This window comes from Enterobacter hormaechei subsp. hoffmannii (genome assembly GCF_001729745.1).
Lineage (GTDB): Bacteria > Pseudomonadota > Gammaproteobacteria > Enterobacterales > Enterobacteriaceae > Enterobacter > Enterobacter intestinihominis.
This window is the reverse complement of the sequence record NZ_CP017186.1, coordinates 1,644,941-1,657,299: the sequence shown is the minus strand read 5'-3', so window position 1 is coordinate 1,657,299 and position 12,359 is coordinate 1,644,941. Positions and strand designations below refer to the sequence as shown.

Genomic DNA, 12,359 nt, shown 5'->3' with positions numbered 1-12,359 from the left:
TAATGCGTCTCGCACACACAGTGATTTCGTTAATGCTCATTGCGCCGTTGAGTTGGGCCGGAAATATGACATTCCAGTTCCGCAACCCTAATTTTGGCGGCAACCCGAATAACGGAGCCTTTATGCTTAACCAGGCGCAGGCTCAAAATTCCTATAAAGACCCCAGCTATGACGATGATTTCGGTATCGAGACCCCGTCAGCTCTGGATAATTTTACTCAGGCCATCCAGTCGCAAATATTAGGTGGCTTATTAACCAACATTAATACCGGAAAACCCGGCCGGATGGTCACTAATGACTTTATCGTCGATATTGCCAATAAAGACGGGCAGCTTCAGTTAAATGTGACAGACCGAAAAACCGGTAAGACGTCGACAATCCAGGTTTCCGGTTTGCAGACCAGTTCAACTGATTTCTAAACAACCCCGAAATAAGGACAATTATCATGCAGCGCTTTTTTATTTTAGTTGCAGTGTGCTTATTAAGCGGTTGTTTAACTGCCCCGCCAAAAGAAGCCGCTAAACCCACCCTAATGCCCCGTGCCCAGAGCTATCGGGATCTGACGCATCTGCCGGGCCCTACCGGGAAGATATTCGTCTCGGTCTATAACATTCAGGATGAGACGGGCCAGTTCAAACCGTATCCGGCCAGTAACTTCTCCACGGCCGTACCGCAGAGCGCCACCGCGATGCTGGTTACCGCCCTGAAAGATTCGCGCTGGTTTATCCCGCTGGAACGCCAGGGGCTGCAAAACCTGCTTAACGAACGAAAAATCATTCGTGCTGCACAGGAGAATGGTACCGTTGGCGTCAATAACCGCATGCCGCTACAGTCTCTCACCGCAGCCAATATCATGGTGGAAGGCTCGATTATCGGCTACGAAAGTAACGTGAAATCGGGCGGCGCGGGTGCCCGTTACTTTGGTATCGGGGCCGACACGCAGTATCAGCTGGATCAGATTGCCGTCAACCTGCGCGTGGTTAACGTGAGCACGGGTGAAATTTTATCCTCCGTGACCACCAGCAAAACGATTCTCTCATATGAAGTGCAGGCGGGGGTATTCCGCTTTATCGACTACCAGCGTTTGCTGGAGGCTGAAATTGGCTATACCTCTAACGAGCCGGTCATGCTGTGTCTGATGTCGGCCATCGAAACCGGGGTGATTTTCCTGATTAATGACGGCATCGATCGCGGCTTGTGGGATCTTCAGAATAAAAGTGACGTGAGTAATGCGGTGCTGGTGAAATACCGTGAGATGTCGGTTCCGCCGGAGTCATGATTGGCGGCGTATAAAAAGGCGAGATTTTCGTCTCGCCTTTTTTTTATTTACTTACCACAGGAACGTTCTGGCTCTTCTCGCGTCGGGCTGCAAGCCAGAGACCGCTGTTCTTCATAGCGTAGCCAAACAGTAATCCCAGCATGAGCGAAGGGACCACCAGCTTCCAGTCCCCCTGGCCTGCAAAGGTCGCGCAGGCACCCATGAACGTGCCGGGCACAAAGGACAACAGCAGATGTTTTGCCTGAACGCACATCAGGAAAGCCACAATACCGGTCATGACGTACCCCAGGATTTCCACATGCGGCGCCAGCGCGCTGCCCTTCATAATGATCAGCGCCCAGACCACGCCACTCAGTAACGTGCTGCCTGAAATAAAGAGCCCTTTAAAACCACCCTGCGGACAGGCGAAATAGGCCGTGCAGCCAAGAAAACCGGCCCAGCTCAACAAACCGAGAGATACCGCCACCCAACCCCAGAGGCCGGAGAGGATGCCAGTCGTGATTGCAATACAAAGTAATATGTTCATGGTGCGCATCTTAGCAGATGCGCACCCTAGAAATGAGATCAGAAGCACGTTACGTGCAAGTTGAAATGTATCGTTGCAGAATTTTTGTGATTTAAATCACTCTTCACTCTCTTCTTCCAGCTCATCCCACATGGCAGCGATAGCGTCACGCGTCAGCGGAGCCAGCGTTCTCCAGAACGGAGAGGTGGCGTGGGCTTCAACTTTACCCAGGAAGGTTCCGACCCACGGCAGCAGATACGTTTCGAACAGGGTTTCAATCGCCTCATTCTCATCATCACCTGCTTTATCTTCAATCCATGAGGCCGCCAGCAACAGGGTACCGATATGATCGGCAGGCATATCCGTCAGCGGCATGCCGCGTTCTGAAAGAAACGCCCGAACTTCCGCTTCGGTCGCACCTTCCTGCCAGGCAGAACGATACGGCGACACGCGACACTCTTCCCCCACGAACAGCGCGTTGTAATCCGTTGAAATCTGCTGCATATCGCAACTTTTTTGCAAGCGTTCCAGCAACTCATCCTGTTCCAGCGGCCAGCTCTGCGCCAGTTTACCTTCACGAATCAGGGTAAACAGCGGAACCAGCAGCGGATCCTGCGGCTGGCGGTAATATAAGGTGCCCAGCACGCGGCAAAGGATGGAAAACTCATTCATGTTTTTATTCCGTTATTAATTAAAGATCGGCAAATTCATCAATCGGCGCCATGCCGCGCGACTCAAGGAAGTCGAGCATACGACGCGGCGTGACGTTCAGGATCTGTTCTTCCGGGAAATTCACGTCCCGCAATATTTTCATGCACTCGCTGAAATCACCCAGCGTGAAGGCCGTGTGTGAATCAGAGCCCAGCGCCACCATTCCGCCCGCGTCACGCACGGCCGCCGCAACGTCGCGGCAGTTGGCCTCACTGCCCTTACGCGAATGCACGAACGAGGAGTTGTTGATCTCCAGCGCCACGCGGTGCTTCGCTGCGGCCTGTGCCACGGCCTGAATATCGATCGGGTATTTCGGATTTCCCGGGTGGCTGATAATGTGCACATTGCCGCTGGCAATGGTGGCAATCATCGCCGCTGTGTTGGTCTCTTTATCCTGGGGCGCAAAGACCGGCTCGTGGAAGCCGGCGAGGATCAGATCTAACGAGGTCAGCATCGGGCCGGTGCAGTCAATTTCACCGTCGGTATTTTTGATGTTCGCTTCGATGCCGCGCAGTATCCCGATACCGTCAACCAGACGTGGCCAGATACGCATATTCACAAAATGCCAGTAGTGCGGCGCATCCGCCATATCCGGACCGTGATCGGTTATCGCAAACAGCTTGATGCCTTTCAGCTTCGCCTGAGCGATATAATCATGGAGGTTACTGTAAGCGTGAGTACTGGCGACGGTGTGCATATGCAGGTCAACGGGATACATCTTTCTCTCCTCTGCGGTTTTTCCAAAGGATAGCAGTTATCAGCGGCGAATATTAGCAAAAACCCGGCGAACGCCGGGTTTCTCTCAGTAGCCTCGCTGTCTGTCGACCTGTCCGGTCACCGCATTGCCCTTCTCTATTTCGCTGATGGTATGCGAGATATACGCCACGGCCTCCGCCGGTCGCGTCACGGCCGCAATATGGGGCGTCATCGCCACGCGTGGATGTGCCCAAAGCGGGCTGTCTGTCGGCAGCGGTTCGCGGCTATACACATCCAGCATTGCGCCTTTCAGTTTACCGCTATCCAGCGCTTTCAGCAGATCGTCTTCCACAACGTGTACCCCGCGCGCCAGGTTCATTAAGTAGCTATCTTCTGCCAACTGGTTGAGGAGCGTGCCATTGATAATGCCGACCGTTTCCGCCGTATTCGGCAGCAGGTTAATGAGAACGCGTGTCCCTTTCAGGAACGCCGGGAGTTCGTCCGTTCCGGCAAAGCTCTCGACGCCCGGATAATCCTTACGGCTCCGGCTCCAGCAGCGCAGTGGGAAGCCCCACGGGGCGAGCGCTTCGGCGACTTTCGAACCCAGCACACCCGCTCCGAGGATGCCGATGGTGAAATCTTCACGCTGATAATCCGGGAGCGGTTCCCAGTGGGATTGCTGTTTAAACGCCTGATAATCGTCGAAGCGGCGGAACCAGTGCAGCACCTGGCTTACGGCGTATTCCTGCATCTGCTCCCCCATACCGGTATCTTCCAGACGAAACAGGGGAATATCTTCCGGCAGCATTTCAGGGTGAGCCTTCAGCTTACTGAGAATGGAATCCACCCCCGCACCAAGAGCAAACACCGCCTTCAAACGGCGTCCCTGTAGCATTTCGACCGGGGGATGCCAGACCAGCGCGTAGTCGGCATGTTCATTATCGCCCTGTTTCCATTCGCGAACGCGTGCGCCAGGCAGTGCCGCCGTGAGCGCCTTAATCCAGTAAGCCGTATCAAAAGTGGGGTGATAGAAGATAATATCCATAGTCATTGCCTTTTAGTGCGCTGTTTTATTTTCATTTTCAACTGGCTTGTCAGCATAACAAATTTATCGCTAAACCGCGTTGCTGATAAAAGAGGCGCTTTTCGCACATTTCGAAATCAGGTTGCCTGAAGTTTGTCTAAACACGCTAAATTACTGAAAAAGTGGGTTGACGGCAGTACGGCTTTTCCTTACATTAGCGCCCGTCCCGACAACAACGGGATGACAATATGGTGAGGTGTCCGAGTGGCTGAAGGAGCACGCCTGGAAAGTGTGTATACGGCAACGTATCGGGGGTTCGAATCCCCCCCTCACCGCCATATTCAAGACGAGAGCTCGTACGAAAGTACGGGCTTTTTTCTTTTATATTCTCTGCAAGGGGGGGATGAGAACCCCCGACCGGGGTTCGACAACTGGCGCAGCCAGTTGGACAGACTGAGAGCGTAGCGAACAGGCTGCCCGAAGGGCGAGCGAAGCGAGTCAATCCCCCCCTCACCGCCATATTTGAAGAAGAGCTCGCATGAAAATGCGGGCTTTTTTCTTTTATATTCTATTCGCTCCCTGCGCTCTTTATGTCGGGTGGCGCTACGCTTACCCGACCTACGAAAAGCTAGTCCTCAACCATCTTTGCATACTCTTCGGTGAGAAAATCCACCAGCGTCCTGACCGATGGCAGCAGGCCGCGCCGGGAAGGATATACTGCGTGAATCACTTCCCGTCTTGGCTCCCACGCGTTCAGCACCCGAACAAGCTCACCTGAAGCCAGCTGATCCTTCACCATCAAAATGGGCAACTGTACCACGCCCACGCCCGCCATCGCTGCCTCCCGCAGCGCCAGCATATCGGTAGTCACCAGGCGCGGCGTGAAGTGAATGTCTGCTTTCGCCCCCTCCGGCCCGCTCAGCTCCCACTTATGCAGGTGTTTACCAGCGCCCATACTTAAACCCGGCCATTCGCTGAGCTCAGAAGGCATCGCCGGGTTGCCCATCCGTTCAATCAGTGTCGGCCCGGCAACCAGACAGTGACCCCTGTCCGCCAGCACCCTTAATACCAAATCGCTGTCATCAAACGGGCGCGGACGAACGCGGATCGCCACATCCACCCCCTCCCCCACCAGATCGACCCGGCGGTTGGTGGCTTCAAGCTGGAGGTTAATTCCCGGATAGCGCGCCATAAACCTCGCCAGCATGGGCCCCACGTGAACGTGCAGTAGGGTTACGGGGCAAGTGATCCTGACCATACCGCGCGGCTCAGCCTGTAAAGCAGCCACCGCCTCCTCCGCAGCTTCAGCCTCCACCAGCATGGCTTTACAGTGCTGAAAGAACGTCTGCCCCACTTCAGTCACCGCAAACTGCCGCGTGGTACGTTGTATCAACCGAACACCCAGGCGTTCTTCCAGCTGCGCAATCCGACGGCTCAGTTTCGACTTTGGCTGATCGAGCGCCCGCCCCGCCGCCGCAAAGCCGCCATGCTCCACCACCTTCACAAACCATACGAAATCATTGAGATCCTGCATACGCCCCCATTGTTCTATTTAAGGAACAGTGAATGTCATTTTTGCTATCTACCGGGATATTAACCATGAATATAAGCTAATTACATCAACAGGACATCAGGAGTTAATCATGAAAAACGTAACAGGCATGTATACCGCACCTCGTCCGCACTGGGTCGGTGATGGTTTTCCGGTTCGTTCGATGTTTTCTTACCAGACGCACGGCGAACCGCTGAGCCCGTTCCTGCTGCTTGACTACGCCGGACCACATACCTTCCCGGCGGATGGCGCAAAACGCGGCGTGGGCGAGCATCCTCATCGCGGTTTTGAAACGGTGACCATCGTCTACTCAGGCGAAGTTGAGCACCGTGATTCCACCGGCAGAGGCGGCGTTATTGGTCCAGGCGATGTGCAGTGGATGACGGCAGGCGCAGGCATTTTGCACGAGGAGTTCCACTCCAGCGCGTTCTCGCAGAAAGGCGGTGAACTGAAAATGATGCAGCTGTGGGTCAACCTGCCCGCTAAAGACAAAATGGCGACGCCTGGCTACCAGAGCATCACTCAGGAGGATATCCCGGTGGTCACCCTGCCGGATAACAGCGGAACAATGCGCGTGATTGCTGGCCGCTTTGGAGAGGTAACCGGCCCGGCGCATACCTTCTCACCGCTTAACGTATGGGATCTCGCGCTGCACCAGGGCAGCCACCTGACGCTCAATCAGCCCGAAGGCTGGAGCACGGCGCTGGTTGTTGTTGAGGGCAGCGTGACAGTGAACGGCACCACGCCTGCGGGTGAGGCGCAGCTGGTCGTGCTGAGTCAGAGCGGCGACAAGCTGCATCTCGAAGCCAGCAGCGATGCCAAAGTGTTGCTGATGGCCGGGGAGCCACTGAATGAACCCATCGTGGGCTATGGCCCGTTTGTGATGAACAGTAAAACCGAAATCGCCGAAGCTATTCGCGATTTCAACTCCGGCCGCTTTGGCCAAATCTAAACGTAATAAAGGAGCGCATTATGTCTACCCCTGCAAACTTCAACGGTGCACGTCCCGTTATTGACGTCAATGATGCCGTTATGCTGCTTATCGATCACCAGAGCGGATTGTTCCAGACTGTTGGAGACATGCCAATGCCTGAGCTGCGCGCTCGTGCAGCAGCGCTGGCAAAGATCGCCTCGCTGGCGAAGATCCCGGTGATCACCACGGCGTCGGTTCCACAGGGACCGAACGGCCCGCTTATCCCGGAGATCCACGCCAATGCGCCGCACGCACAGTATGTGGCACGCAAGGGTGAGATCAACGCCTGGGATAATCCGGAGTTCGTGGCGGCGGTGAAAGCCACCGGACGCAAAACGCTGATTATCGCGGGGACGATTACCAGCGTTTGCATGGCCTTCCCGTCCATCAGCGCGGTGGCGGACGGATATAAAGTGTTTGCGGTGATTGATGCCTCCGGCACCTACAGCAAAATGGCGCAAGAGATCACCCTGGCGCGCGTGGTGCAGGCAGGCGTGGTACCGATGGACACAGCGGCAGTGGCCTCAGAGATCCAGCGCACGTGGAACCGTGAAGATGCGGGAGAATGGGCAGAGGTGTACACACACATCTTCCCTGCCTACCAGCTGCTGATCGAAAGTTACAGCAAAGCGCAGGACGTCGTGAAAAACAGCGAAGTGCTCGATTCGCAGCGTTGATCCTGCGCGGTGCGCCATAAGCTGATTAAGGCTTAACCGAACAGGCACGAATGCAGAAAATCTGCTTGACCGCTTTCGCGCAACTCCCTATAGTAGCGCCCCGTTGCCCCCCAAGCGGTCAGGCAGCAAAACAATATGGTGAGGTGTCCGAGTGGCTGAAGGAGCACGCCTGGAAAGTGTGTATACGGCAACGTATCGGGGGTTCGAATCCCCCCCTCACCGCCATATTTTAAGAAGAGCTCGCATGAAAATGCGGGCTTTTTTTTTCGCATGTTGCACGTCTGCGGGGGGATGAGAACCCACGACCGGGGTTCGACAACTGGCGCAGCCAGTTGGACAGACTGAGAGCGAAGCGAGTCAATCCCCGCCGGTGCGGGTGATACCGCCTCACCCATAAAAAAAGCCCGCGCATAAGCACGGGCCCGTTTTAAACTATTCCTCAGTTATTCAACTTCCCCGCCGGCTGCTTTCCTTCAGGAGAAGAAACCTGCCCCGGCAATCCCCCCTCTTCATCTCTGCGCTCCCCCAGCCAGTAATCCGCATTTTTAATCCCAAGCCGAACCGGATCAAACTGTGGATCAATTCCCTGCGCATTCTGGGTTTCATAATCCTTCAGGCTGGCAAAGGCTTTTTTATGCAAGAGGACAATGGCAATAATGTTGAGCCAGGCCATCAGCCCTACCCCGATATCCCCTAATCCCCATGCCAGATCCGCGGTGCGGATTGTGCCATATACCGTGGAAGCCATCAGACATAATTTAAGCAGGAATGTCAGCCACGGACGGTGAATTTTACGGTTGATGTAGGCGATATTGGTTTCAGCGATATAGTAATAGGCAATGATGGTGGTGAAGGCAAAGAAGAATAGCGCGATGGCGACAAAGTAATTACCAAAGCCCGGCATCATACTTTCCATCGCTGTCTGCACATAGCCAGGACCGGCCGCCACGCCTGCAATACCGGTATAAAGGGCTGCTCCGTCGACGCCCTGAACATTATAAAGCCCGGTGATCAACAGCATAAACCCGGTCGCGGAGCAGACAAACAGCGTGTCGATATATACGGAGAACGCCTGAACCAGCCCTTGTTTCACCGGATGACTTACGGCTGCTGCCGAGGAGGCATGTGGCCCGGTGCCCTGCGCCGCCTCGTTGGAATAGACACCGCGTTTAACGCCCCACATGATAGCCTGGCCCAGAATAGCGCCAAATCCCGCTTCAAGGCCAAAAGCACTTTTCCAGATCAGCAGGATAACAGCAGGCAGTTTTTCAATATTGATCGCGATAATAACGCAGGCAACAATAATATAGCCGAGCGCCATAAACGGAACGACCATACTGCTAAAGCTGGCGATCCTTTTTACACCACCGAAAATAATGAAGCTTAACAGTACAGCCAGTATTGCCGCCGTAACGTTTGGGTTAAGACCGAAGGCAATATCCAGGCTGGCGGCAATTGAGTTTGCCTGTACGCCCGGAAGTAATAAACCGCAGGAGAAAATGGTCACAATAGCAAATAACCATGCGTACCACTTCACCCCCAACCCTTTTTCAATATAAAAGGCAGGTCCCCCACGATATTCGCCGTTAATTTTTTCTTTATAAACCTGACCTAACGTGGATTCAACAAAAGCAGAGCTGGCGCCTAAAAATGCCACTACCCACATCCAGAAAAGCGCACCGGGGCCACCAAAGGTAATGGCGGTCGCCACACCGGCGATATTCCCTGTCCCTACGCGACCCGCCAGCGTCATCGTCAACGCCTGAAACGATGATACGCCGGCATCGGTAGCCCCGCCCTGAAACATCAGGGTAATCATATGTTTTATATGACGTAATTGTAGAAAACGACTACGCAGTGAGAAATAGAGACCGACCCCCAGACATAAAAATATTAACGCAGGGCTCCAGATAACACCGTTAATTGCACTAACCAGTTCGTTCATGTATGACCCTCAGCGTGATGTTCCAGAGGAAACGATCCCCTGGTGTGTTTCTTCTTAGAATTTAATTTGAACAAGTACGAAACATAGATAATTACCCAAAAGACACCAACTTAATTTTTACTGCTTAGTCATGTTCTGTGACAACATTCACGTTTAATTTTCACCTAACAATTAGCGCGATCATTATATTCACAGGTATTTTGTGGGTATTGTAAATACATATCACATTTTTTCTAACTGTATAAAAAGCGTTCGCAGCAAATTAACAGTAATATTATTATTACCGCAAAACGGTGCGTAAATGCCGTTGAATGCTATAGGAAATAAATATGATTTAAAAAAAGCCATGCGAGCAGAGGGAATAAAAGAAGCTTCCCGGCATGACGCCGGGAAGAAATGACTTAAAATGTGAAATGATCTTAGTCGGAGTACACTTCCAGCGTTCGTTGACACAGCGCTGAGCGGACGCAGTCCTCTTTTGTGAAGCGGACCACCCCTATCATCTCATCTTCCTCAAAACGTGACATGGCATCGCTCAGGCCAGACTTCACGCCCGACGGCAGGTCACACTGGGTAATATCGCCGTTGACGATAACCGTCACGTTCTCCCCGAGGCGCGTTAAAAACATCTTCATTTGCGCAGCGGTCACGTTCTGAGCCTCGTCAAGAATAACGACCGCATTTTCAAATGTACGTCCGCGCATATAGGCGAACGGCGCGATTTCCACCTTGCCAATCTCTGGTCGCAGGCAGTACTGCATAAAGGAAGCGCCCAACCGCTTCACCAGCACGTCATAGACGGGCCTGAAGTACGGGGCAAACTTCTCAGAAATATCGCCAGGCAGGAAGCCCAGATCTTCATCCGCTTGCAGTACCGGACGGGTAACGATGATCCTTTCCACGTCCTTATGAATCAGCGCCTCCGCCGCTTTGGCGGCACTGATCCAGGTTTTCCCGCATCCGGCTTCCCCGGTTGCAAAGATGAGCTGTTTACTCTCGATAGCATTCAGGTAGTGCGCCTGAGCTTCATTCCGCGCCACTATTGGCGATGCATCGCGGCTGTCCCGCGCCATGCCAATGGATTCTACGCCGCTCATCTGCACAAGCGAGGTGACCGATTCTTCTTCACGCTGTTTATGGCTACGTGAATCCCGTCTCAGCACACGTTTTGCTTCGCGACGAGCTTTGATCACTGCTTTCTGTCTTCCCATGGATAGCACCTTGAGTTGTTGGTATTCATCACACGCGCCAGCATCGGCACGATTATGCGCACGAACATCAGAGGGTTGGCTTCCTTGTAAGCCATTGCTTGCATTACCGGATGACGATACAGAACGGCTACGCGCACCGTTATGCACGTCGGTAGAAATCGTATTTAGAGGTGGAGGGGAGAATTTTGTGGTGAGGAAATCGCTGCCGGAGTCTGAGCCTCCGCGCCGGGTGCTGCGGTTGATGTGTTTACCTTGTCCAGTACAGGACGCAACCATTCGCGATCTCCATAGTGAGTCAATATCACTGCCGGGAACTACCGCTGTCTTATCTTAAGTACATCAGGAATTATCATAAATGCAACATTTATTTTACCTAGATGCAACCTTTAAGACTGCTCCTGCAGCGGAATCAGTCTCATATATGAATATTACAGAAATATAACAACAAGATAGTCATATGGAAAAATAATGTCCCCGCGAACTGTCGCAGGGACGATTATCAGGCTTCTATCAGACCCTGAGCGAGCCAGGTCTTCGCGTCACGCGCGCCGGGCAGGGCAAAGAAATAGCCGCCGCCGATGGGCTTGATGTACTCCTCCAGCGCTTCGCCGTTGAGCCGCTTCTGCACGGTGAGGAACCCTTTCTCCAGATCGTGCTGATAGCAGACAAACAGCAGTCCCATATCAAGCTGACCGGAATTGGTCACCCCCAACGAGTAGCTGTAGCCCCTGCGCATCATCAGGCTGGACTGGGTCTCTTTGGTGCGAGGATTGGCGAGACGAATATGGCTGTCCAGCGCGATGACATCTCCGTTCGGATCGCGGGCGTAGTCGGGTTCATCGTGCTCGTCCTTCATGCCGAGCGGTGCGCCGGTTTGCTTATCGCGGCCGAAGATCGTCTGCTGCTCTTTCAGCGGCGTGCGGTCCCAGAACTCCACGTGGAACTGAATGATACGCACCGCCTGATAGCTGCCACCCACCGCCCAGGCCGGTTCGCCCTGATCCGCCGTCACCCAGACCACGTTTTTCATCAACACGGTATTGCTGCTGTCCGGGTTGGCGGTACCGTCTTTGAAGCCCAGCAGGTTGACCGGCGTCTCTTTCCCTTTACTGCGCGCGGCGTGGTCAGAGATAAAACCTTCCCGCTTCCAGCGCACGCTGAGCAGATCCGGGGTGTGCTTGATGATATCGCGCAGGGCGTGGATCACCGTATCCTGGGTATTGGCGCAGATCTGCAACAGCAGATCGCCGTGGCACAACGCCGCGTCGAGAGAGTCATTCGGGAATCGCGTCATTTTTTGCAGCGCTTTCGGCTTCTGCTTCGCCAGACCGTAGCGATCATCAAACAGCGATTCCCCCACCGACACGGTGATGGTCAGATTATCGGGAGCGATAAACGCCCCGAGGATCCCGGAATCCATCGGCGGCAGGCGCGGATTCGGTGTTTCCGGTGCCGGACCGCCCGCCGTAAGGAAGGCAATGCGCGTGGTCAACAGCCTGAACAGACGCTCAAGGTCAGCCTTATCACTCGCCAGCGAATCGAAAGCCACCAGCATCATCGAGGCCTGCTGCGGCGTCAGGATTCCTGCCTGGTGCTCACCATAAAATGGCTGCGTTTCCATACGCGCATCCGGGGAGAGCGTGCCGGGGGCACTTTGCGGTTTTGCCGCATGCGCCACCGGACAGCCGCCCGCCAGGGCAAACGCGCCGCCCAGCGCCCCTACCCCTTTTAACAACCGACGTCGGGAAGGTTCCGCCACGTCGTACTCATCATGCTTGTTCATCGC

At 54.1% G+C, this 12,359-nt stretch carries 12 protein-coding genes, 2 tRNA genes and 1 other RNA gene; 7 read left to right on the top strand and 8 right to left on the bottom strand.

Annotated features, from left to right (window positions below):
* Nucleotides 1–2 precede the first annotated feature (2 nt).
* Both csgF and csgG read left to right on the top strand, forming a co-directional pair.
* On the top strand, nt 3–419 hold the full coding sequence (csgF, locus tag BFV65_RS07730; RefSeq protein WP_003858054.1) for a curli production assembly/transport protein CsgF: 417 nt from the start codon (nt 3–5) through the stop codon (nt 417–419).
* A gap of 26 nt (nt 420–445) precedes the next feature.
* The gene (gene csgG / locus BFV65_RS07725) at nt 446–1,279 is read left to right on the top strand and encodes a curli production assembly/transport protein CsgG (RefSeq protein ID WP_023299773.1); all 834 of its coding nucleotides are present in this window, start codon (nt 446–448) and stop codon (nt 1,277–1,279) included.
* 43 nt (nt 1,280–1,322) lie between these two features.
* Here the strand turns inward: csgG and BFV65_RS07720 are convergent, their stop codons facing one another.
* The 4 genes from BFV65_RS07720 to ghrA form a co-directional block, all read right to left on the bottom strand.
* The gene (locus BFV65_RS07720) at nt 1,323–1,805 is read right to left on the bottom strand and encodes a DUF1097 domain-containing protein (protein ID WP_072202167.1); all 483 of its coding nucleotides are present in this window, start codon (nt 1,803–1,805) and stop codon (nt 1,323–1,325) included.
* A gap of 96 nt (nt 1,806–1,901) precedes the next feature.
* The gene (locus BFV65_RS07715; RefSeq protein WP_022647698.1) at nt 1,902–2,456 is read right to left on the bottom strand and encodes a TorD/DmsD family molecular chaperone; all 555 of its coding nucleotides are present in this window, start codon (nt 2,454–2,456) and stop codon (nt 1,902–1,904) included.
* 19 nt (nt 2,457–2,475) lie between these two features.
* A complete protein-coding gene (locus BFV65_RS07710; RefSeq protein WP_023305847.1) occupies nt 2,476–3,213 on the bottom strand; it encodes a phosphatase in 738 nt (245 codons plus the stop codon).
* 84 nt (nt 3,214–3,297) lie between these two features.
* Entirely contained in the window at nt 3,298–4,236 is a 939-nt protein-coding gene (gene ghrA, locus BFV65_RS07705; RefSeq protein WP_048966099.1) for a glyoxylate/hydroxypyruvate reductase GhrA, read from the bottom strand.
* 229 nt (nt 4,237–4,465) lie between these two features.
* Between ghrA and BFV65_RS07700 the strand changes: the two genes are divergently transcribed.
* Nucleotides 4,466–4,553, top strand: a tRNA-Ser gene (locus BFV65_RS07700).
* Between the two features lie 44 nt (nt 4,554–4,597).
* Nucleotides 4,598–4,734, top strand: a non-coding RNA gene (locus tag BFV65_RS07695) — RtT sRNA.
* 109 nt (nt 4,735–4,843) lie between these two features.
* Here the strand turns inward: BFV65_RS07695 and BFV65_RS07690 are convergent.
* The gene (locus BFV65_RS07690) at nt 4,844–5,749 is read right to left on the bottom strand and encodes a LysR family transcriptional regulator (protein WP_063216019.1); all 906 of its coding nucleotides are present in this window, start codon (nt 5,747–5,749) and stop codon (nt 4,844–4,846) included.
* Nucleotides 5,750–5,858: 109 nt separating this feature from the next.
* On the opposite strand from BFV65_RS07690, the gene BFV65_RS07685 reads away from it, so the two are divergent.
* The 3 genes from BFV65_RS07685 (at nt 5,859) to BFV65_RS07675 (ending at nt 7,642) form a co-directional block, all read left to right on the top strand.
* Entirely contained in the window at nt 5,859–6,719 is an 861-nt protein-coding gene (locus BFV65_RS07685; protein WP_069596433.1) for a pirin family protein, read from the top strand.
* A 20-nt stretch (nt 6,720–6,739) separates the two neighbouring features.
* The gene (locus tag BFV65_RS07680; RefSeq protein ID WP_003858068.1) at nt 6,740–7,417 is read left to right on the top strand and encodes an isochorismatase family protein; all 678 of its coding nucleotides are present in this window, start codon (nt 6,740–6,742) and stop codon (nt 7,415–7,417) included.
* 137 nt (nt 7,418–7,554) lie between these two features.
* Nucleotides 7,555–7,642: transfer RNA gene (locus BFV65_RS07675), tRNA-Ser, on the top strand.
* A 214-nt stretch (nt 7,643–7,856) separates the two neighbouring features.
* Here BFV65_RS07675 and BFV65_RS07670 read toward each other — a convergent pair.
* From BFV65_RS07670 to efeB, 3 genes are all read right to left on the bottom strand, one after another.
* On the bottom strand, nt 7,857–9,362 hold the full coding sequence (locus BFV65_RS07670; RefSeq protein ID WP_022647693.1) for an alanine/glycine:cation symporter family protein: 1,506 nt from the start codon (nt 9,360–9,362) through the stop codon (nt 7,857–7,859).
* A gap of 419 nt (nt 9,363–9,781) precedes the next feature.
* Nucleotides 9,782–10,573: a phosphate starvation-inducible protein PhoH gene (gene phoH, locus BFV65_RS07665; protein ID WP_017384762.1), complete on the bottom strand. Its 792-nt coding sequence runs from the start codon at nt 10,571–10,573 to the stop codon at nt 9,782–9,784.
* A gap of 499 nt (nt 10,574–11,072) precedes the next feature.
* Complete coding sequence (efeB, locus tag BFV65_RS07660; RefSeq protein WP_046618382.1) at nt 11,073–12,356, bottom strand: iron uptake transporter deferrochelatase/peroxidase subunit; 1,284 nt, start codon at nt 12,354–12,356, stop codon at nt 11,073–11,075.
* Between the last annotated feature and the right edge of the window lie 3 nt (nt 12,357–12,359).

What these genes read in the sequence shown, in the direction of transcription:
- csgF (WP_003858054.1), top strand. Translation starts at nt 3, where the DNA reads ATGCGTCTCGCACACACAGTGATTTCGTTAATGCTCATTGCGCCGTTG.
- csgG (WP_023299773.1), top strand. Translation starts at nt 446, where the DNA reads ATGCAGCGCTTTTTTATTTTAGTTGCAGTGTGCTTATTAAGCGGTTGT.
- BFV65_RS07720 (WP_072202167.1), bottom strand. Translation starts at nt 1,805, where the DNA reads ATGAACATATTACTTTGTATTGCAATCACGACTGGCATCCTCTCCGGC.
- BFV65_RS07715 (WP_022647698.1), bottom strand. Translation starts at nt 2,456, where the DNA reads ATGAATGAGTTTTCCATCCTTTGCCGCGTGCTGGGCACCTTATATTAC.
- BFV65_RS07710 (WP_023305847.1), bottom strand. Translation starts at nt 3,213, where the DNA reads ATGTATCCCGTTGACCTGCATATGCACACCGTCGCCAGTACTCACGCT.
- ghrA (WP_048966099.1), bottom strand. Translation starts at nt 4,236, where the DNA reads ATGGATATTATCTTCTATCACCCCACTTTTGATACGGCTTACTGGATT.
- BFV65_RS07690 (WP_063216019.1), bottom strand. Translation starts at nt 5,749, where the DNA reads ATGCAGGATCTCAATGATTTCGTATGGTTTGTGAAGGTGGTGGAGCAT.
- BFV65_RS07685 (WP_069596433.1), top strand. Translation starts at nt 5,859, where the DNA reads ATGAAAAACGTAACAGGCATGTATACCGCACCTCGTCCGCACTGGGTC.
- BFV65_RS07680 (WP_003858068.1), top strand. Translation starts at nt 6,740, where the DNA reads ATGTCTACCCCTGCAAACTTCAACGGTGCACGTCCCGTTATTGACGTC.
- BFV65_RS07670 (WP_022647693.1), bottom strand. Translation starts at nt 9,362, where the DNA reads ATGAACGAACTGGTTAGTGCAATTAACGGTGTTATCTGGAGCCCTGCG.
- phoH (WP_017384762.1), bottom strand. Translation starts at nt 10,573, where the DNA reads ATGGGAAGACAGAAAGCAGTGATCAAAGCTCGTCGCGAAGCAAAACGT.
- efeB (WP_046618382.1), bottom strand. Translation starts at nt 12,356, where the DNA reads ATGAACAAGCATGATGAGTACGACGTGGCGGAACCTTCCCGACGTCGG.